This is a genomic window from Desulfobacterales bacterium (assembly GCA_034520365.1).
Taxonomy (GTDB): domain Bacteria; phylum Desulfobacterota; class Desulfobacteria; order Desulfobacterales; family Desulfosalsimonadaceae; genus M55B175.
In genome coordinates, this window is sequence record JAXHNP010000002.1 from 135,382 (window position 1) to 155,364 (window position 19,983).

Below are 19,983 nucleotides of genomic sequence, written 5' to 3' on the forward strand. Positions count from 1 at the left end.
TCACCTCATTTGTTGAATTTTTTATGAAAAAGCATTGTTGGATTCCGGCAGCCTTCGAACCCACAGATCCCGCTGCGGAAAGGGGATTTCGATTCCGTTGGCATTAAGCGCGTCGTAAACCGCCATGTAGAGTTCATGGGCCACCGCGCCCCTGAGCACGGGACGCTCGATCCAGCACAGCAGCTCAAAATCCAGGCTGGAATCCCCGAACCCGCGCATGCGCACGCGGGGCGGCGGATCCTGGCATACCTTGGAATGCGCCTTTGCTGTCGTTTCGAGCACTTCCACCACCTGGTGAACATCAGCGCCGTATGCCACGCCCACCTTTAGCCGGATGCGGTATTTCATCCACCGGCCGCCGGATTCGTTCATGATCTTGGCATTTGCAATCACGGAATTGGGAATGGTCACCTCCACATCATCCCGGGTAAGCAGACGGGTGGAGCGGATGCCCACCTTTGTGACCTCCCCGCGTTCGCCGGAGTCCAGCACCACGTAATCGCCCAGCTTGTAGGGGGCGTCTGCGATAATAAAAAAGCCGGCAAACAGGTTGGCCAGGGTGTCTTTGGCGGCAAAGCCCACGGCAATGCCGATGATCCCCGCAGAAGCCAGCCATGCGGTCGCATCGATGTTCCAGACCTGCAGCAGGGCATATGCGCCTGCGGCCACAATTGCCACCGTAAAGATCAGGTCAAACAGCGGCAGGGTCCGCTCCTCGACTACTGCGAAGCGGTCCTGGATTTTGCCGAGAATTTCCAGTGCCACATGGCTGGCTTTTAAAGCCGCCCGGATGAGCTGCAAAATCAAAAAGCTCACCAGCACGCGGGTGATCACAAAAAGGACTTTCTCGCTTATGGGAAGCACGTGAAGCGCCGTAACCAGGCTGATATAGGCCAGCACCAGCGCGGCAACCCCGGCGCCGATGCGCACCAGTTTCCCGATCAGCTCGGCATCCGTATGCGTGGTGATTTTCAGCCCCCAGAACAGAATAAACGCCCGGACCAGAAAGGCCAGGCCCAGACCCAGCACCACGATAACAAGGGCCAGAAGCAAAGGGTAAGCAGCCAGCAGATGCCAGATGTTTTCAAGCCAACCCGGAAGCCAGGCTGGCACGGCAATGGCAGACGGAGATGTCGCATTCATCAGATATGTCCTTTAACCAGGGGGTTTTCGGCAAGGTTGCGGCAGTGGGATCTTACCCTGGATTCAAGATTGGCAATGGCATGGCCGCGGTCAAAATCTGCCTGGAGATCATAGGCAATGGCTTCCAGGGGATGCAGACGGTAGCCGGATACCAGGAGGTTTGCGCCGTAGGTTAATATGAAATTTTCCACGCCGAGCTCATTCCACTGGATGATGTGGATGAGTTCATGAAAATGGATGGATTCCCGTTTTTGGTGATCGGGCGTAATAAAAAAGGTGTCCTTGTAGGTAATCCCTTCCGGATCCATGGATTCAAAAAAGGAGAACCCTTCAAGCCCCATTTCATGAAGCGGCGGGGCCTTTACTTGATCCGTGTAAACGGCATAAGCGCTTTTGAGAATGTGTGGGGCAAAATAAGCGGGCAGGTTGGGAAAGCCCAGATCCGCCACCCGGATTCTCTTTTCCCGATGCGCATTAATGTAGCCGTCGATCCAGGCGTCGATTTTGGCGATAAAGGGTTTGAGGCTGTTGATGTCGATAGTCATCTCAGTTGTCAATTTTTGTAGAATAAGATTAAGACGGATTCTGCTGTTGAGTGGCTTGTGCCGGGGCTTTTCTGGGCATGATGACGGTAAAGCGCGTGCCTTCCCCGGGGGTGGATGCCACCCGGATTTCGCCGCCGTGCTGGTTGACCACCTGTTGGGCGATAAAAAGGCCGAGGCCTGTGCCTTTATGCCCCTTGGTGGAGTAAAATTTGCTGAATATCTGCTGCTTTTGCTCTTCGTCCATCCCAGCGCCGTTGTCGGTCACGTCAAAGCGCACCTGGCCGTTATCCACCGCGGCTGTGAACCGGACGGCGAATTCGCGATCAATGTTCGGATCCATGCAGGCCTCCATGGCGTTTTCCAGGAGGTTGACCAGAATGGAGCGGAAGATTTCCCGGTCCGCCTCGAATTGGCCGGCCTGCTCTTCTGCCTGAAACGTAAACGAAATGTTGCGGGCGCCCATTTTGGGCCGCATCTGCTGGGCCACGTCTTCCACCAGGTCATCGATATCAACGGGTGTCACCTGGAGATTCCGCGGTTTGGCGTAATAGAGCACGTCAAGGATCAGCTTGCGGATGCGCTCCTTCATCAATGTGGCCACCTCCAGGCCCTCTTCGATCTCGCCGGGGATGTCCTTGTAGAAGCCGCGGTCAATGTGGTAAATGCCCGCATCCAGGCCGGTCAGGACGTTTTTAATGTTGTGGGAGACTACGCTGAACATCAGGCCCAGGGTGGAGAGGTTGTCCTCCAGGCGGCGTTTTTCCGTGATGTCTTTGAAGATAAGGATGATCTGGATGAGCTTGCCCGTGGCCGTGGTGACCGGGGCGGAGGAGAGGATCGTAGTAAAGGAGCGGCCGTCCCGGGTCATCATTTCGGTTTCAACGGAGTGGGACTCGCCGTCATCAAGGGTCTTGTAGATCGGGCAGTCCGCCTCGGAAAAGGTGCGCTTGGTAAAGATGTCGAAAAAGGCGTTGCCGGTCTGATCCCCGAATTCCTCCTTGAAGCGGCGGTTTACCGCGTTGACCCGAAGGTTTCGGTCGAGCACCGCGATGTAGTCCGGTACTTCGTCAAATAGCTTCTGGTATTTCTGCTGGGTGGTGCGCACCTCTTTTCTGAGCTGTTTGATCTCGCGGCTGCCGGCCATGACTTCCAGGATGTAGGTCATGCGGCCGTTGTTGTTGTAGATGGGGGCCGTATGGATGATTACCGGCGCCTTGATCCCGCTGGGATAGCGAACCGCGGCCTTCATGCGCTGGACCATGCCGGTCTGCATGGTCTTTCCCACCGGGCATTTGTCCGGGTCCGCGGCTTTTCCGACGTAAACATCCCAGCTGTTTTCACCGACCCGGTTGCCGAAATATTTCTGGTAGAGCCAGTCATTGGCCACCACCTTGAGGTCGCAGTTGTGGATGGAGACAAAATAGGGGGTTGAGTGGAAATACTTGATGCCGTCTTCCACATCCTCCGCGACCTGGCCGATAAAGTGGGAGAGCTTGTCCACCAGCTGTTTGACGATGATGAAGCGCTCCGTGTCCAGGAGTTCTTCAACCCCGGGCTCGGATGGGTTTTCGGCCGCATGCTCGAGCTTCTGGAGCCGCGCGTTGGCGGTGATTTTGTCGGCTACCCGGGCAAGCGCGACTTCAAAGGCGGTAACGTTTAGCGGCGTTTCCTGAAATTCCCGGACCTCATCCTTGAACCGGTCCATGATGGATGTGATTTTATCTCTGGGTGCGGCCAGCATGAGTTCGGCATCCTCGTAGCGTTCCCGGATAACGGCGGCGAGCTTTTCCTGGTCGGCTTCAGAGGTGTCCGCCATGTCAATGATCACCAGATCCGGCCGGTAGAACGGAATCTCGCCCACAGCCGGCAGTTCTGCCCGAACGGCATGGAACCGGTGGCCCAGGCGCCCGCTAAGCTCTGATAGGGCCGCTTCGGTTTCCGGATCGGTATTTATGGCAAGGATGACGATGTTCATATTTTTGCGCTGACTGTCCGATTACATAAATGTGCCGGCAAATTAAGCCAGAAATGAATATATTATTCAAGTTTAAAATATCAACTTACAGGCTGAACCGCTCAGTAAATATCAAGCGCCGGGGAAAGCCAAGCGCCAAAAGGGCTTTTTGGATATCTGTCATCATTTGCGGGGGGGCCGCAGAGAAAAACCGGCGCATCGCGGCGGGTCTGGGCCAGCATTTTCTCAAGCTCCGTGCGATCGAGCTGATTGGATGGCGGCGTGTCTGTTAACACGTGGCTGACATGAAGGCCGGGCAGTCGGGATTCCAGATCTTTGAATGCGTCCGGAAAAATGATGTGTTCGCGGGTCCGGTTGCTCCAGATCAGGGTGATTTTTCTCTGATCGCCGGTATCCGCCATGTGGCGAAGCATGCTGAGGATCGGTGTGATGCCGATGCCACGTTTGAGATTTCCTTGCTCATACCTATATCCTTTGTTTGGCGGTATAGCTGATTATTTGCCCTGGTTTTTCCCGATTTGCCGATCAAAACTCCGGGTCATACAGTCCTTGCAGTCCGGTTTTTCGGAGGCCGCCTTTTTCCGGTGCCGGGTAAAGCCCGTCAGCCATTCGGCGTCGGTTCGGGGGCAGGTGTCAATATATTTGATAAAATCCACAAGCCGGTCCACCGCCGGGCGATCCATGGCATGCTCCATCCGGCAGGCGTTGTCCTCGGCGGTGGTTTCATCCAATTGAAGTACGTGAATCAGAAAATTTTTAATGACCCGGTGTCGGCGATTGATTTCTTTGGCAATGGTGGCGCCCTTTCGGGTCAGGGTGATGAAGCTGTAGGGCTCGTAATTGATCAACCCCTTTTCCGCAAGACTCCTTAATGCCCCGGTCACTGAGCCCCGCAGCACCCCTCTATCTTCTGCAATATCCTTTACCCGGGCGACCTTGTTCGTGGTTTCAAGCTCAAGAATGGTTTCCAGGTAGTCTTCCAGGTTCTCCGAAAGGTCTGTTTTCATCATAACGCCTCCTTTAGGCATTTTTACGTCTAAAGTTATGGATACCAAATTATTCATATATGCTCAAACAAAAAATAAAAAATTAAAAAAAGATATTGACACCTAATAAAGTTTGGTTTAACAAACAAATAAAATGCAAAGCACGGAGGGAATTAAATGAAACGCATCAATTTGCGCCAAATGGAAGAGAATCAATCGGGAAAGATCGTCGCCGTTAATGCGGCCGGCGAGCTCGGCCGCCGGATCCGGGATATGGGCCTGGTGCCGGGCACTGAATTCAGAATCAAGGGACGCGCGCCCCTGAAGGACCCGGTGGCGCTGCGGATGATGGGCTTTACTTTAAGCCTCAGAAACAGCGAGGCCGATCATATCGAAGTGGAGGTGAAAGGATAGCCGATGGCCAACACCATTGCATTGGCCGGAAATCCCAATTCCGGCAAAACAACGCTTTTTAATGCATTGACCGGCGCGCGCCAGCACGTGGGCAATTATCCGGGCGTGACGGTGGAAAAAAAGACCGGTCAATATAAAATAGACGGCCACACATTTCAGCTGGTGGATTTGCCCGGAACATATTCCATGACCGCCTATTCAATGGAGGAAATCATTGCCCGGGATTTTATCGCCACGGAAAAGCCGGCCGTAGTGGTCGATATCGTGGATGCGGCCAACCTGGAGCGAAACCTCTATTTAACCCTCCAGATCATCGAGATGGGGGTGCCGGTCTGTATTGCGCTCAACATGATGGACGTGGCCAAAAGCCGGGGCATGCACATCGATTCGGCGCGGCTGTCCGAATTCTTGGGCGTGCCCATTGTTCCCACCGTGGCGCGAAGCGGCAGGGGCAAAAAGGAAGTGATGGCGGCGGCCGCGGATATTGCGGGCGCCGGTCCTTCAAAGACGACGCTAAACATTTCTTACGGCGAGGACATTGACAACGCCCTGACGGAAATGGTGCCGCTGATTTCAGGCAGCGGACTGCTGACCGATTATTACCCGGCCCGTTGGGTGGCGCTTAAATACCTGGAGGCAGATGAGCAGATTGTTTCCGCCGGTGAAGCCGCAAATCCGGATCTGAGCCGGGAGCTGAAGAAAATTGCCGACCGGGTGACCCGGCACCTGAGCGCCACCTTAGATACATACCCGGAGGCCATGATCGCCGATCAGCGGTTCGGGTTTATAAAGAGCATTATCCGGCAGGGGGTTATCCAGATGGATACCGATGAGCAGCGGCTCTACCTGTCCGACAGGATCGACAAGGTCCTGATCAACCGGCTGGCCGGTCCCCTGATCATGGCGGGCGTCCTGCTGCTTCTCTACCATTTCACTTTTGTCTACAGCCAGGTGCCGGTGGCATGGCTGGAAAATATGTTCGGCGCCCTTCGCGGCCTTGCTGATGCCCACATGGCGGAGGGGCTGTTAAAGTCCCTGGTCATTTCCGGGATTATTGACGGGGTCGGCGGGGTGCTCGGCTTTGTGCCGATAATTATGTTCATGTTTTTCGGTATCACGATTCTCGAAGATTCGGGATACCTGGTACGGGTGGCGTTTATGCTGGACCGGGTGTTTCGTATGTTCGGCCTGCACGGCAGTTCGGTGATGGCGTTTATCATTTCCGGCGGGATCGCCGGGGGCTGCGCCGTGCCAGGGGTCATGGCGACCCGTACGCTCAAATCCCCTAAAGAGCGGCTTGCCACGCTTTTAACGGTGCCGTTTATGAACTGCGGCGCAAAGCTTCCGGTGTTCGCCCTTTTGATCGGCGCGTTTTTCGCCTATAACAAGGCGTGGATGATGTTTCTGATCACCCTGATTTCCTGGGGCGGGGCGCTTTTGATCGCAAAGCTCCTTCGCATGACCGTGATTCGGGGCGAGGCCACGCCTTTTATAATGGAGCTGCCGCCTTATCGCCTCCCGACCGTGCGCGGGGTTCTGATTCATACCTGGGAGCGGACCTGGCAGTATATCCGAAAGGCCGGGACCATTATCCTGGCAATTTCAATACTGCTTTGGACCATGATGAGCTTTCCGCAATTGCCGGCTGAGACGGCAAAGAACTATGAAGCGGTCCGGCAGCAGGCTTTGGCGGAATATCCAGCACCGGTTCGAAACGAGCTCCGCAAACAGGGCGGGGATGATTCGCTTTCGCCGGCTGCGCGCGAGTTAGAAGACCGGCTGAGCGGTATATCTGCGGAAAAGTCCCAGGCGGCCCTTAAATATTCGGTTGCCGGCCGCATCGGGACCTCGCTTGAAAGCGTCAGTCACCTGGCCGGCTTTGACTGGCGGACCAATATCGCCCTGGTGGGCGGGTTTGCCGCCAAGGAAGTGATCGTCTCCACTTTGGGCACCGCTTATTCCATGGGGGCGGTGGAGGCGGAACAAAGCGAGGGCCTGTCCCGGCAATTGGCGAATTCGCCGCTTTGGCGGCCGCTGACGGCGTTTTCCCTCATCATTTTTGTCATGTTCTATTCGCCCTGTTTCGTCGCCGTGGTCTGCATCGCCCGGGAAGCGGGCTCCTGGAAGTGGGGCGCATTTTCAATGGGTTTTAATACCGTACTTGCCTTCATCCTGGCGGTGTCGGTCTATCAGATCGGGACGGTTTTGGGGTTTTAGTGGTTTGTTATAAAAGGAGAAAAACAAATGATTCAGCATATCATCGTATTTTTTATCGTCGGCCTGGCCGCCGGATTCCTGATCCGGCACCTTTACCGAAAAATTAAAGGACGGGATATCTGCGATTGCGGATGCGCCGGATGCGCCGATGCGCCGGCCTGCGCAGGTCAAAACGGAAACCAATGCAGCGGCGATCAGCCAAACGGCCGATAACCGCGATATCGATGTCAAGTATTTTCAGCCGGTCAAGATCGGCCAGGCGGATGCCGCCGGCAAAGGCGATCTGCACCTGCTTTCGCCGGTTGTTTTCCTCCAGAATCCGGAGAACTGCCCGGACATCTCTGATGTTCCCCGTATCAATAAAAATAATGGCCGCTCCGTTCTCCGCCGCCTCGACGGCCTCTGATTCGATGTCCTTGAAATGGCAGTGGATCTGGACAACCCGTTTTCGTCCGTTTAGGCTGGTCCCTGCGGCAAGGGTTTCCCGGATGCCGCCCAGCATTTTGATGTAGTTCTTGTCGAGGTAGACAAAGGGTTCATCGCTTATCCGGATGTCGGCGCCGCCTGCGGCAACCGCTTCCCGAATGATGTCTTTGAGGGGGAGGGGCATCTTCTTCCAGGAGCCGCTGACAATCCTTGGTCGGCCGGCTGCCCTATCCACGAATTGCCTGGCTGCAGTGGCGATGCCCGAAGGTTTGGCCATGCATCCCATTTGTTCTATCTATTTTTCAGGCGGGCACGGTGGCCCGCCCTACGAATGGGGAAAAACCCGATTCATCGTAGGGTCGGCCACCGTGCCGACCATAACTTCTTGATTTAATGATTTTAATGCCTAATACCCAAAACCTAAAACCCGATAAGTTACTTAAAAGGGGCATTCTCACTTTAAGTTTGCTTATTTGGCCGTTGATTTATAAACTAACCATCGTTATCAGGGCAAATGCGGCAAATTTTCGGAAAAAATCAGGGGACAGGATGCAACGGGGAGGGCGCATGGAAAAGGTTTTAAACAGGAGGTTCCCGAATAAGCGGGTGGTTATTACCGGCGCCGGGAGCGGGCTGGGCAGAACCCTGGCGGTGGATTTTGCCAGGCTCGGCTGGTCGGTGGGGGTAAACGATATTGATCGTGCCCGGGCGGAGGAAACCCTGGGGCTTGTCGAAAAAAACGGCGGCAAGGGGTTTGCGATGCAAGGCGATGTGGCCAAGTGGACGGATGTTTCGGCGCTTGCGGATGAGGCGGCGGCCCAATTTCAAGGGGCGGATATCGTGATCAATAATGCCGGCGTGCCGGCTGCCGGGGTAATGGAGAAAATTCCCGTTGAAGACTGGCAATGGATTGTTGATATCAATCTAATGGGGGTTATATACGGATGTAAGGCGTTTATCCCCGTTTTTAAATCCCAGGGAGCCGGCCATATCGTCAATATCGCCTCTTCGGCCGGAATTGTCTCGCTCCCGGAGATGTCGCCCTATAATGTGACCAAGGCGGGGGTGATTTCACTCTCCGAAACCCTGCGGCAGGAACTGGCCGGCCATAATATCGGGGTGACGGTGGCGTGCCCTAGTTTTTTTAAAACCAATCTCATGGATCAATGCCGGTATACGGATCCGCGTCAGCTGGACATGGCCAACGCGCTTTTTGAAAAATCCCTGTGCAATGCGGAAAAAGTGAGCCGGCACATACTCCGCTCCGTCGCCAAAAAACGGCTGTATGTCATCACCCAGATCGACGGCCGGCTGCTCTGGAGAGTAAAACGCTATATGCCGGAGAAATTTTACAAGTTGATGGGCTTTTTCTACCGCAAGGGCTATGCGGATAAATTTTTAGGGGTTGAGCCCTCGCAACAGGCGCTGGATAATTAGTGTAAGATTAAGACGGAATGATTACAGCCGCTCCCGCAGTTCGCGTTTTAACACCTTGCCGGCCATGGATACCGGAATATCATCCGTGAAAATCACCTGCCGGAGTTTTTTGTACGCCGCCACCTTGTCATTGACGGCATTTATGAGTTCCGCCTCGGCCGGCTGCATGCCGTCCCTTACCTTCACAAACGCCACCGGGATTTCATTTCCGGTATCATCCTTTTTGCCGAGCACAGCGGCCAGTTCCACCGCCGGGTGGGTGTAGAGGATCTCTTCGATCTCCCGCGGGTAGACATTGTAGCCTTTATAAATGATCATGTCTTTCTTTCGGTCGGTGATATAGAAGTACCCCTCTTCATCCTCCCGGCCGATATCGCCCGTATACAGCCAGCCGTCTTTTAGAACCTGGGCGGTCTCCTCCGGCCGGTTCCAGTATCCGGCCATGACCTGCGGCCCCTTGATGCAGATTTCACCCTCTTGACCGGGGGGAAGCGGCTCACCGGATTCCGGGTCCACCACCCGGCACTCGGTATCAAAAACCGGCAGGCCGACGGAGCCGGGTTTGGGCCGGCCAGCCGGGTTGCAAAGCGCGCCCATGGTGCATTCGGTAAGCCCATAGGCTTCGATAAAAATGGCGCCGCCGAATGCCTGTTTCATCTTCTCTAAAACGGTCAGCGGCAGCGGAGCTGCGCCGGAGCCGATGAACTTGATCCGGGAAAGATCATACTGATCAAAATTGGGCTGATCCACCAGCGGGGTGAACAGCTGGGGCGCACCGCCCAGCATGGTGGCCGAAAACTTGGGAATGGCTTCCAGGTATTCCTGGGGATCAAACCGCGGAAAGACCACCATGGTGGTTCCGCCGGAGACCATGTTATTCAGATAGGCGATCACGCCCATGGCGTGAAACCAGGGCACCACGACAAGGGCGGTTTCATGGTCCTGGGCAACGGGACGGTCTTTTTTGGGGTCAACGCCCTCCGGAAAGACCGGTTCCACGCGCTGGTCTTCATAAATTTTCAGTTGAGCCCCGCTCATCCAGCAGCCGAACTGGAGGGTGTTTTTGACCACATTGGCGTGGGTGAGCATCACGCCCTTGGACACCCCGGTGGTTCCGCCCGTGTAAGCCAGATGGGCCAGGTCCTTGTTAACCTCAAATTCAACTTCAGGCGGCTCGGGCTGGTGCTTGGCGATAAGCTCCGCCATGTCCAGCGTATCCGGCACCGGCAGCTTGCCCACCGGCTTTAACGGGGCGATGAGCACATTATAACAGTCACCGATACTGGTGGAGATCACCCGCTCCACATCCGTCTCCCCGATGATGCCTTGTATGCCGGGGTAGAGGAGATCCAGGGAAAGCAGGGTTTTGGCCCCGGCATCGCTTAGCTGGTGCTTGGCCTCATAAGGGGAGAGCAGGGGAGAGAGCGGGGTAAATACCCCGCCGATTTTTAGCAGCGCATAATAGGCGATGGCGAACTGGGGGCAATTGGGCAGATGGATGGCCATGCGCTCGCCTTTCTTAAGGCCCAGGTCAGCGAGCGCTGTAGCGAATCGATCCACAAGGGTTTTAAATTCCGCATAGGTAAGTACCATGCCGCCAAAATGCATGGCAATCCGGTTGGGCACCCGTTCGGCGGTGTACTCGAGGAATGCATGGACCGGGCGCTCCGGGTAATCGAGCGCCTTGGGCCATCCTTCGGGCCAGCAGGAAAAATTCTTCGCCACTTAAGACCTCCTTTAGATTACTGTTAATGCCTCTTTCTTAATCAGGGCGGCCGCGTGTTCCACGGATACCGCATAGGCTACGTCGCTTCTAATCGGTGCCTCTGAGCGTTTTAAGTAATCGGGCATAAGCTCCTGAGGTTCGAAGCGGCCGCCAACCACCCCGATGATCCGGCCGTCATAAATGTTGATCAACGGCCCGCCCCTGTTGCCGTCGTGGACCATGGTGTCAAAAAGGAAAATGCCGGTGCCGTTTCCGGAAAGGATCTTGGAGCAGACCACCGCCTGCTTGATCAACTGGTTGTAGACACCGTAAAAGCCGAACGGAAACCCCAAAGTCGCCACGCTGTTGCCGATGGGCACCTCATCCGGAATGCCTATGATGTGATCCGGCATGGTGATTTCAATCTCTTCGGTAAATTTTAAGAGGGCCAGATCCCGCTCGCGGTCAATCTGCCGGATTTCCAGGCGGATAGGTGAGACGGTGTCGGTATGGACCTCGACAAATCCGGCCGCATCCTCTACAGGCACGGCCATCAATTCGTATTTGCCGGTAATCAGATGGGCGGCGGTGAGCAGGTAGCCGTCCGGATGGACCAGAAAGGCTGTGCCCCGAAAGACCACTTCATCGCCTTCCCGGCGAAAGAGCATCATGCAGGCATTTTTGTACTGAAAATAGATGTCCTGGAGCATATGGGTATCCTTTTATTCAATCCATTGTTCAATTTTATCCGGATGGGTCCGGATCCACCGCAGGGCCTTTTCATAGGGAAACCGGCCGTCATCCTCCTGAATCCATAGCATCAGCTGCCCGATATCCTCGGGCGCCCATGAGAAATTGTCCAGCACCCGGAAGGCTTTCGGCATATCCGTGTCCAATCCCTGGCGGGCGATCGTATGAATACTGCCGCCCTCTCCGAATACGTTCTTCGGATCATCAAGGAACTTGAGACTCCAGCGGGCAAAACTCCAGTGCGGCAGCCAACCGGTAACCACCAGCCATTTCTGGTGGCGGATGGCGTGGGATAATTCGGCCATCAGGGCCACCTCGCTGCTTTCCACCAGACGGAAGTTGTCCAGATCATAAGCCTCCATGGCCTCCTTTGCTTTGTGCATGATACCGGCCTCAGGCTCAATGCCGACAATCCGGTGGTTGAATTTGTCCGCATGGGTTTTTAGCTCTTCGATGGAATCGATGGTTATATAGGGCTGGTTCCGGATGCCGGTGCCGGCGGTCAGGCGGCCGAGGGTCACATCCGGCACCACGAATCCGATTTTGGTGCCTTCCAGGTTCGGTCCCAAATCAACCACGTGGTCTCTGAACTGTTTGTGGTAATAGCCATGGGTGTCCGGCAGCCAGCCGGACAGCATGACGTCTGCACGGCCTTCAGCCACCGCCTTCCACATTTTGTCCGCACTCACAGACACCAGTTCGCAACGGGTGCCGAGCTTTTCCTCAAATACCGCTTTGACAAGATTGGCCGAAGCAATGGAAGAGGACCAGTCCGTGTGGACCAGCCGAATATTCTGCCCGGCATTCGCCATGCCCCAAGCCGGGCCGGGCATAAGAGAGACCGCGCAAATAGTCACCCAAAAAATGTAGATACAAAGATAAAATATCCGATGCACGATAACCTCCTTGAGCTTATTATTTGAGTTACCAAAGCCGCCGGCGCCCGAAGGTCTTTTTAAGCGGCGGATGGGTTCTGATTTTATATTCCCGGGCCTGCCGGTCGCCCAGGGTGAATTCCGTGGGCGCGGCATACTCGGACAACCCGCGGTAAAGGGCAAAGCACATCCCCAGGATCACAACGGCAAAGGGCAGGCCGGTGGTGATGGTGGCTGTCTGCAGGGCCACAAGCCCGCCGCCCACAAGCAGCGCCGCAGCGACGGCACCCTCCAGGATGGCCCAGAAGAGCCGGGACAGCACCGGCGGATTGGGGTTTCCGCCCGAGGTGATGATGTCGATGACCATGGAGCCGGAGTCCGAAGAGGTGACGAAAAAGGTAATGATCACAACAATCGAGAGGCTCGATGTGATGACCCCCAGCGGGAATTTTTCCAGCAGCACAAAAAGCGATACCGGGATATTTTCCTGAACCGTCTTGGCAATGCCGCCGGAGCCGAACATTTCAATAAACAGGGCGGTGTTTCCGAAGATGGTGATCCACAGAAACGTAATAAAGGTGGGCACCAGCATCACCCCGAGAATAAATTCCCGGATGGTCCGGCCGTAAGAGACCCGGGCGATAAACATGCCCACAAACGGCGACCAGGCGATCCACCAGGACCAGTAAAAGATGGTCCAGCCCTGCTGCCATGCGGTGTGCTCATAGGTTTCATTCCAGGTGGAGAGCTGGGGCAGGTGCTGGATATAATAACCGATGTTTTCCAGCAGCGCATCCAGAATAAACACCGTGGGGCCAACCAGCAGGACGAAAAGGGCGAGCAGCGCGGCAAAGGAGATGTTTATCTCACTAAGCCGCCGGATGCCCTTGTCCAGCCCCTTGACCACCGACCAGGTGGCCACGGCGGTGATGCATGCGATCAGGATGACCTGGATTTTGGGCGACTGGCCGATGCCCAAAAGATAGTCTAACCCGGCGTTGACCTGCTGTACGCCGAGCCCCAGGGATGTGGCCACGCCGAAAAGGGTGGCCACAGTGGCCAGAATATCGATAATATTTCCGGGCCAGCCGTAGATGCGTTCTCCCAAGAGGGGATAAAAGGCGGTTCGAATGGACAGGGGCAAACCCTTGTTAAATGAAAAAAAGGCCAGGGACAGGGCCACCAGCGCATAAATCGCCCATGGGTGCAGGCCCCAGTGCAGAAAGGTGATATCCATGGATTTTCGGGCGGCTTCCGTGGTGCCGGGTTCGGTCAGGGGGTTGGCGACAAAATGAAACATGGGCTCGGCCACGCCGTAGAAGAGCAGGCCGATGCCCATGCCGGCGGAAAAGAGCATGGAAAACCAGCCCATTGTGGAAAATTCCGGCTTGGCGTCCGGGCCACCCAGCCGGATATTGCTAAACCGGCCGGCCAGCATTACCAGCATGAATACCAGGACGATATTGACTGTCCAGATAAAAAACCAGCCGGCATAGCTGGACATGGCGCTCTGCATCTGCTGGAATACATCGCCCATGTATTTTTGAAAAAAAATGGTACTAACCACAAACAGGATGATCAGCCCCGCTGAAATAAAGAATACCTGGGGGTGGACATCCAGATGAAACCAGCCTTCCGATTCCTGTTTTTCCGGTACTGGCTTATTCTCCTGATCAGAATTTTTGGCCATAACGAATCCTTTATCGGTTCAGGTTTCAGTCAACAGGGATTCTAACAAAAAACGGCAATTTAAGAGTAATTCTCAATCAAGCGCGGATCAATATTTTTTTACAGACGGATGGGATGGATATTTGAGTCGATGCCGTTCAGATCCGACGGGCGGCGCGTCGGCAGAAAATGCACGGCTAATTTGTTCTAACCGCAAAGTTCATGACCACGGTCCTGTTAACGGACAGATAGTCGGCACGGTGGCCGACTCTACGACGCATGTCGTCGTAGGGCAGGCCACCGTGCCTGCCTAAGAAAAGACAGAACAAATTTGCCCTGGCAGAAAATGATTGTCACCGGAAATGTCTCATGCCATATACATATGTCTGGCAAACAATAATTAAAAATAACGACTCAAGGGATTTGAAACCTCATATGATTGCCGAAATATTATCCACGGGAGATGAAATCTGCTCCGGCGCTATTATCGACAGTAATTCCGCGCACATTGCAGAAAAGCTGATGGAGCTGGACATTGAGGTCACCCGGCACAGCTGTGTGGGCGATGATCCGGAGGCGCTGGCCAATATTTTGACGGAAATCGGCGGCCGGGCGGATATTTCTATCATTACCGGCGGGCTGGGGCCGACAAAAGACGATCTTTCGGCCGAAGCCGCAGCTATGGCCGCCGGCACCGGGCTTGAAAAAAATGAGAAGGCGGTGGCCTACATCGAAGGCTTTTTTGAAAAATACCATCGACAGGTATCTGAGTCGGACTATAAACAGGCCATGCTGCCCCAGGGGGCGACCCCGATTTTTAATGCCCGGGGGACGGCGCCCGGATTTTCTCTGACCATCGGAAAAAGCCGCTGCTATTTTATGCCGGGCATTCCCCATGAAATGACGGCCATGCTTGCCGAGCAGGTGATACCGGATATTCAGAAAAATCTGCAGCCGCCGGACAAATTTCAGCGGATCCGGACGCTTTCCGCCTTTGGTCTCCCGGAGGCGCGGGTAAATGACCGGATGGCCGATATATCGGATGCGTTTCCCAGTGTGCGATACGGCCTTCTGGCCCGATTCCCGGTTATCTATATTAAACTTATCGCTGTCGGTGAAACGCCGGAGGATCTCACCCGGGACCTGGACCAGGCAAGCCGCTGGGCCCAGGAGAGGTTCGGTAAATACATCTTTTCCACCACAGGCCTGACGATCGAGGCGGAAGTCGGGAAATTGCTGAAGGACGCCGGGGCAACGGTGGCTGTGGCGGAGAGCTGCACCGGAGGGCTGATTGCGGATATGCTGACCAACATATCCGGCAGTTCAAATTATTTCCTGCTCTCCACGGTGACCTATGCCAATTCCGCAAAAATTGAGCTTTTAAATGTCCCGCCGGAGGTTATTGATCAGCATGGTGCAGTCCACGAGGAAACTGCAAAGCTTATGGCCGAGGGGGTCAGACAGATCTCCGGGGCCGCATACGGCATTGCCACCAGCGGCATTGCCGGGCCGACCGGGGGAACGGACGAAAAACCGGTGGGCACGGTCTGTATCGGTATCGCCGGTCCTGACGGGGCGGCGGGCGAGCGGCATCATTCCCCGTTTAAGGAGCGCACGGCCAATAAACAGATATTTGCCGTTTTGGCGTTAAATGTGCTAAGGAAACAAATTATGAAGGAGTTCTACATATAATGGGTTGGTTGGGAAAAGCCATCGGCGGGACCGTCGGGTTTGCGGTGGGCGGGCCGATCGGCGCCGTTGCAGGGGCCGTGTTCGGTCATATGTTTGACGGTGACGAAGAAAAACCCCGCATGATCTCGGGCCAGGGCGGCTCTGTCGAGGAGCGCGCCCAGATGGCGTTTTTTGTGGCTGCATTCTCCATGCTGGCCAAACTGGCGCGGGCGGACGGGCAGGTCTCCGAAGCCGAGGTAAATACCATACGGCAGTTCATGGCGCGGGACCTTAATTTGAACGCCCAGAGCCGGCAGGCCGCGGAGCAGATCTTTCAGACCGCGCTCAATACGCCGCAGTCTTTTGAGGATTTTGCGGGCCAGTTTTATCAGCATTTTTCCGGGCAGCCCCAGCTTTTGGAATTTATGATCGATATCCTCCTGCGGGTCTCGGTGGCAGACGGCGCCCTTCAGGAGGCTGAAGAGCGTCTGATTCTTTCCGCTGTCCGGATTTTCCAAATCAGCGATTCGGATTATCAGAAGATTAAATCCCGGTACGTTAAAAATACAGAGCGATATTACGCTGCCCTGGGCTGCAATAGCAGTGATTCGAATGATGAGATTAAGAAAAAGTACCGCAAGCTGGTCCGGGATTATCATCCGGACACCATTTCCGCCAAGGGCTTGCCGGATGAATTCGTCAAGTTCGCCAATGATAAATTCCGGGAGATCCAGGAGGCCTATGATGCAATCAGGAAAGAGAGAAATTTGTAAGGGAGGAACTTTTGCTGACCATTAAAACCGGTGATACCAAGCGCCTTGAAGCCGGCCTGCTCATGATTCCGGTGGCCGAGGATGACGCGCTGCATAAGGATGCGGCCATTCAGGCGCTGGTCGAGACCGCCCAATCATACAAGGAATTTAAGGGGAAAAAAGGCGATGATCTGCTGCTCTATCGGCCGGGTGCAACTCATGCGGAGCGGGTTCTGTTTCTGGGGGTAGGCAAAATTGCCGATCTTTGCCGGGAATCTCTTCGAAAAGCCGCGGGGAAAGCGGTTAAAAAGGCCATCAGCGCGGAGGTCGAGGACCTGGTGATGCGGCTGCCGGATGCGGAAAATGTCCCCATAGAGGCGGGTTCGGCAGCAGAAGCCCTTTTTGAGGGCGCATATCTCGGAAACCACATATTTGACCTTTACAAGGCGGATAAGAAGCAGGCGCCGGTTAAAGAGATTGCCATATTTACGGATGCGGAAGCCGCAGAGGCCCTGAAAGGTGTCGGGGACCGGGTGGCCACCATCTGCAAAAGCACGGTGCTGGCAAGGGATTGGGTCAGCATGCCGCCCAATGAAAAGCGGCCGGACCGGTTTGTCCGCTCCATTGTCAAGGCCGCGGACAAGGAGGGGTTGGAAATCACCGTGCTGGATGAACCGGAGTTAAAGAAAAACAAGATGGGCGGCATTCTGGCCGTTGGCATGGGCAGCAAAAGCCGCGCGCGCATGGTGCTTCTGGATTACAAACCCAAAAAACCCAAAAAAACCTATGCGTTGGTCGGAAAAGGCGTGACCTTTGATTCCGGCGGGATCAACATAAAATCCGGCGGCACGTTGGAGGATATGAAGATGGACATGGCCGGCGGCGCGTCTGTGGCTGCGGCGCTTATCGCCGTTGCGCGTCTGAAGCCGGACTATCGCGTGGTCGGAATCGTGCCCGTGGTTGAAAATATGCCGTCCGGTGATGCCCTGCGGCCGGGTGATATCGTCCGAACTTACGCCGGCAAGACGGTGGAGATCGGCAACACGGATGCCGAAGGCCGGATGATTTTAATCGACGCCCTGGCATATGCGGAAAAGCTTTTCAAACCGGACGTGATGATTGATATGGCCACACTTACCGGCGCCTGCATCATGGCGCTGGGCGAAAAGATTGCCGGGGTATTTTCCGCGGACAGGGACCTGGCGGAAGCCATTGTATCCGCCGGCGAGTCGGTCTATGAACGCTGCTGGGCCATGCCCATGCCGGATGATTACAAAGAGCTTTTAAAAAGTGATTTCGCGGATATCCGAAATATCGGCAGTTCCCGCTGGGGCGGGGCCATTGCCGCGGCCCTGTTCCTGTCCGACTTTGTTGAAAACGCCCGGTGGGCGCATATTGATATTGCCGGCCCGGCCTATATCAAGAAGGGCGCCGACTACTGCGGCGCCGGCGGCACCGGCTTCGGGGTGAGGCTTTTGATCGAGGCAATGGAGAGGTTATAATATGAATCTGGATTTCAAGCATGTGTTGGTAACCGGGGCGGCGGGGTTTATCGGATTCCATCTGGCCCATCGGCTCTTGACCGAAGGCTATACGGTGGTGGGCATTGACAACCTCAATCCCTACTATGATGTTGGGCTGAAAAAGGCGCGTTTAAGGGAGCTTTCTCCGTTTGACGGTTTTGAATTCCACGAAATCGATTTAAGCCGTCTGGATTCGATGACCGCACTTTTTAAAGAAAAACGGTTTGACGTGGTGGTCAATCTGGCCGCCCAGGCCGGGGTCCGGTATTCTCTGGAGAATCCCCACGCGTATGTGGATGCCAACCTGGTGGGGTTTGTAAACCTCCTGGAATGCTGCCGGCATTACGGCACAAAGCATCTGGTATTTGCCTCATCCAGCTCGGTTTACGGGGCCAATACCAAAATGCCGTTCTCCGTCCATGACAATGTGGACCATCCGGTTTCCTTGTATGCGGCCACCAAGAAGGCCAATGAACTCCTGGCCCATACCTACAGCCATTTATACGATCTCCCGGCCACCGGCCTCCGCTTCTTCACAGTCTACGGGCCCTGGGGCCGGCCGGATATGGCGCTTTTTTTATTTACCGAGGCGATTCTTTCCCAAAAGCCCATTCAGGTGTTTAATTACGGCAGAATGCAGCGGGACTTCACTTATATCGATGATATCATTGAAGGGGTGTTTCGGGTGATGAAAAAGCTGCCCGCGCCCAACCCGGAGTGGTCGGGTGATGCCCCGGACCCGGGCTCCTCGTATGCCCGGTACCGGCTGTATAATATCGGAAACAACCAGCCGGTGGAGCTGACCCGGTTTATCGAGGAACTCGAAAATCAGCTCGGCATGACAGCGGAAAAAGAGTTTCAGGAAATGCAGCCGGGCGATGTACCCGCCACCTATGCGGATATAGACGATCTTTACGAGGCGGTGGGGTTTAAGCCGGTCACCGGCATCGAAGAGGGCATCCGCCGGTTCGTGGAGTGGTATAAGGGGTATTATTCAGTCTCATGAACATAGCGCCTCATGCTTGTGATTTCGGGGAGCGCCATGTCAGTATACTGCTCAAAGCCATTCGATACCACGAGGCAAGCGCACCTGATTTCATTCAGGCGGGTGGTAGTCTTGCAAGCCTTGTCCGGCAAGGATTTCCTTTACATTCCCTTGAGCCACCAGTCGCTTCAACGCCGCGTTGAAGCGACTGGTGATTTCAGCCGCATCGGGGTATGTTCTGGAAATCATCAGTCGAAGCGCATCTTCATTCATGGGTTTCTCTATGGTTGCAAACTGAGAAGCCTTTTGGGGATAAAGCCTGTTGATCAACTCCCAGCCCACCAGTTCATCACACGCCACTAAATCTATACGATCAGCGAATAATTTTTTGAAATTCTGGCTATCCGTCGATACATATTCCACCGTCAGACCGGCTTTTTCGAACTCCGTTTCATACCAATAGCCCAACACCCCGCCGATTCTGAACCCGGTGAGATCCGCCAGTTCCTGAAATTCGATTCCTTGCGGAAAGCGTGATTTCAGGTAAAAGAACCGTCCCGTAGACATCATCACCGGCTCTGAGAAATCATAGATCAATTCCCGTTCATCCGTGATCTTGTAAGGAAAGGCAGCAAATACCCTCCCGTCCCGGGCATATTCTCCTGCGCGTTTCCATGGATAAAACTGGTACCGGGGCTCAATGCCCGCCTCGTGAAAGGCGGCGGATACGATCTCGGAAAATACGCCGTAACCTTCCATGCCCTGGGAGGCGTACGGCGCCCATTCCCCTGTCGCCAGCGGAATGGGGGGTAATTGGGCGAACGCATCGCCGTTTAACCCCAGAAACCCGATGATCCAAAACAATATGACGGCTTGTTTCATGGTATTCTCCTTCAATAGATTTTTTACAA

18 protein-coding genes are annotated in these 19,983 nt (G+C 54.9%); 7 read left to right on the forward strand and 11 right to left on the reverse strand.

The genetic code is table 11. The features are described from left to right. Nucleotides 1-21 precede the first annotated feature (21 nt). From U5L07_00880 to U5L07_00900, 5 genes are all read right to left on the reverse strand, one after another. Entirely contained in the window at nucleotides 22-1,143 is a 1,122-nt protein-coding gene (locus tag U5L07_00880) for a mechanosensitive ion channel family protein (protein MDZ7830285.1), read from the reverse strand. Further along, complete coding sequence (locus tag U5L07_00885; protein ID MDZ7830286.1) at nucleotides 1,143-1,688, reverse strand: hypothetical protein; 546 nt, start codon at nucleotides 1,686-1,688, stop codon at nucleotides 1,143-1,145. Before U5L07_00885 ends, U5L07_00880 begins: the two co-directional genes overlap by 1 nt. Nucleotides 1,689-1,716: 28 nt before the next feature. Beyond that, nucleotides 1,717-3,663, reverse strand: a complete 1,947-nt coding sequence (locus tag U5L07_00890) for an ATP-binding protein (protein MDZ7830287.1) — start codon at nucleotides 3,661-3,663, stop codon at nucleotides 1,717-1,719. A gap of 101 nt (nucleotides 3,664-3,764) precedes the next feature. Beyond that, the gene (locus U5L07_00895; protein MDZ7830288.1) at nucleotides 3,765-4,151 is read right to left on the reverse strand and encodes an FAD-dependent oxidoreductase; all 387 of its coding nucleotides are present in this window, start codon (nucleotides 4,149-4,151) and stop codon (nucleotides 3,765-3,767) included. 6 nt (nucleotides 4,152-4,157) lie between these two features. Next, the gene (locus U5L07_00900) at nucleotides 4,158-4,673 is read right to left on the reverse strand and encodes a metal-dependent transcriptional regulator (protein MDZ7830289.1); all 516 of its coding nucleotides are present in this window, start codon (nucleotides 4,671-4,673) and stop codon (nucleotides 4,158-4,160) included. A 153-nt stretch (nucleotides 4,674-4,826) separates the two neighbouring features. On the opposite strand from U5L07_00900, the gene U5L07_00905 reads away from it, so the two are divergent. Next, nucleotides 4,827-5,063 carry a FeoA family protein gene (locus tag U5L07_00905; protein MDZ7830290.1) on the forward strand — a complete coding sequence of 79 codons (237 nt, stop codon included), beginning with the start codon at nucleotides 4,827-4,829 and terminating at the stop codon, nucleotides 5,061-5,063. A 3-nt stretch (nucleotides 5,064-5,066) separates the two neighbouring features. Continuing rightward, complete coding sequence (feoB, locus tag U5L07_00910; GenBank protein ID MDZ7830291.1) at nucleotides 5,067-7,280, forward strand: ferrous iron transport protein B; 2,214 nt, start codon at nucleotides 5,067-5,069, stop codon at nucleotides 7,278-7,280. Between the two features lie 103 nt (nucleotides 7,281-7,383). Here feoB and U5L07_00915 read toward each other — a convergent pair whose 3' ends face one another. Then, the gene (locus U5L07_00915; protein MDZ7830292.1) at nucleotides 7,384-7,983 is read right to left on the reverse strand and encodes a hypothetical protein; all 600 of its coding nucleotides are present in this window, start codon (nucleotides 7,981-7,983) and stop codon (nucleotides 7,384-7,386) included. A gap of 290 nt (nucleotides 7,984-8,273) precedes the next feature. Here U5L07_00915 and U5L07_00920 point away from each other — a divergent pair, with 290 nt between their 5' ends. Continuing rightward, nucleotides 8,274-9,143 carry an SDR family oxidoreductase gene (locus tag U5L07_00920; GenBank protein ID MDZ7830293.1) on the forward strand — a complete coding sequence of 290 codons (870 nt, stop codon included), beginning with the start codon at nucleotides 8,274-8,276 and terminating at the stop codon, nucleotides 9,141-9,143. 21 nt (nucleotides 9,144-9,164) lie between these two features. On the opposite strand, the gene U5L07_00925 is transcribed toward U5L07_00920, so the two are convergent. The 4 genes from U5L07_00925 to U5L07_00940 form a co-directional block, all read right to left on the reverse strand. Beyond that, a complete protein-coding gene (locus tag U5L07_00925) occupies nucleotides 9,165-10,868 on the reverse strand; it encodes an AMP-binding protein (protein MDZ7830294.1) in 1,704 nt (567 codons plus the stop codon). A gap of 12 nt (nucleotides 10,869-10,880) precedes the next feature. Then, a complete protein-coding gene (locus tag U5L07_00930; GenBank protein ID MDZ7830295.1) occupies nucleotides 10,881-11,558 on the reverse strand; it encodes a serine protease in 678 nt (225 codons plus the stop codon). A 12-nt stretch (nucleotides 11,559-11,570) separates the two neighbouring features. Beyond that, nucleotides 11,571-12,431 (reverse strand): glycine betaine ABC transporter substrate-binding protein, encoded by an 861-nt coding sequence (locus tag U5L07_00935; GenBank protein MDZ7830296.1) that lies wholly within the window; start codon nucleotides 12,429-12,431, stop codon nucleotides 11,571-11,573. Nucleotides 12,432-12,522: 91 nt separating this feature from the next. Then, complete coding sequence (locus tag U5L07_00940; protein ID MDZ7830297.1) at nucleotides 12,523-14,163, reverse strand: BCCT family transporter; 1,641 nt, start codon at nucleotides 14,161-14,163, stop codon at nucleotides 12,523-12,525. 413 nt (nucleotides 14,164-14,576) lie between these two features. Between U5L07_00940 and U5L07_00945 the strand changes: the two genes are divergently transcribed. The 4 genes from U5L07_00945 to U5L07_00960 are packed head-to-tail and all read left to right on the forward strand — an operon-like array spanning nucleotide 14,577 to nucleotide 19,093. Beyond that, entirely contained in the window at nucleotides 14,577-15,833 is a 1,257-nt protein-coding gene (locus U5L07_00945; GenBank protein MDZ7830298.1) for a CinA family nicotinamide mononucleotide deamidase-related protein, read from the forward strand. Beyond that, nucleotides 15,833-16,585, forward strand: a complete 753-nt coding sequence (locus U5L07_00950; GenBank protein MDZ7830299.1) for a TerB family tellurite resistance protein — start codon at nucleotides 15,833-15,835, stop codon at nucleotides 16,583-16,585. The genes U5L07_00945 and U5L07_00950 overlap by 1 nt, the downstream gene beginning before the upstream one ends. 11 nt (nucleotides 16,586-16,596) lie before the next feature. Beyond that, the gene (locus U5L07_00955) at nucleotides 16,597-18,066 is read left to right on the forward strand and encodes a leucyl aminopeptidase (GenBank protein MDZ7830300.1); all 1,470 of its coding nucleotides are present in this window, start codon (nucleotides 16,597-16,599) and stop codon (nucleotides 18,064-18,066) included. Nucleotide 18,067: 1 nt separating this feature from the next. Next, on the forward strand, nucleotides 18,068-19,093 hold the full coding sequence (locus U5L07_00960) for an NAD-dependent epimerase (GenBank protein ID MDZ7830301.1): 1,026 nt from the start codon (nucleotides 18,068-18,070) through the stop codon (nucleotides 19,091-19,093). A gap of 90 nt (nucleotides 19,094-19,183) precedes the next feature. Here U5L07_00960 and U5L07_00965 read toward each other — a convergent pair whose 3' ends face one another. Next, nucleotides 19,184-19,954 carry a transporter substrate-binding domain-containing protein gene (locus U5L07_00965; GenBank protein ID MDZ7830302.1) on the reverse strand — a complete coding sequence of 257 codons (771 nt, stop codon included), beginning with the start codon at nucleotides 19,952-19,954 and terminating at the stop codon, nucleotides 19,184-19,186. Nucleotides 19,955-19,983 lie beyond the last annotated feature (29 nt).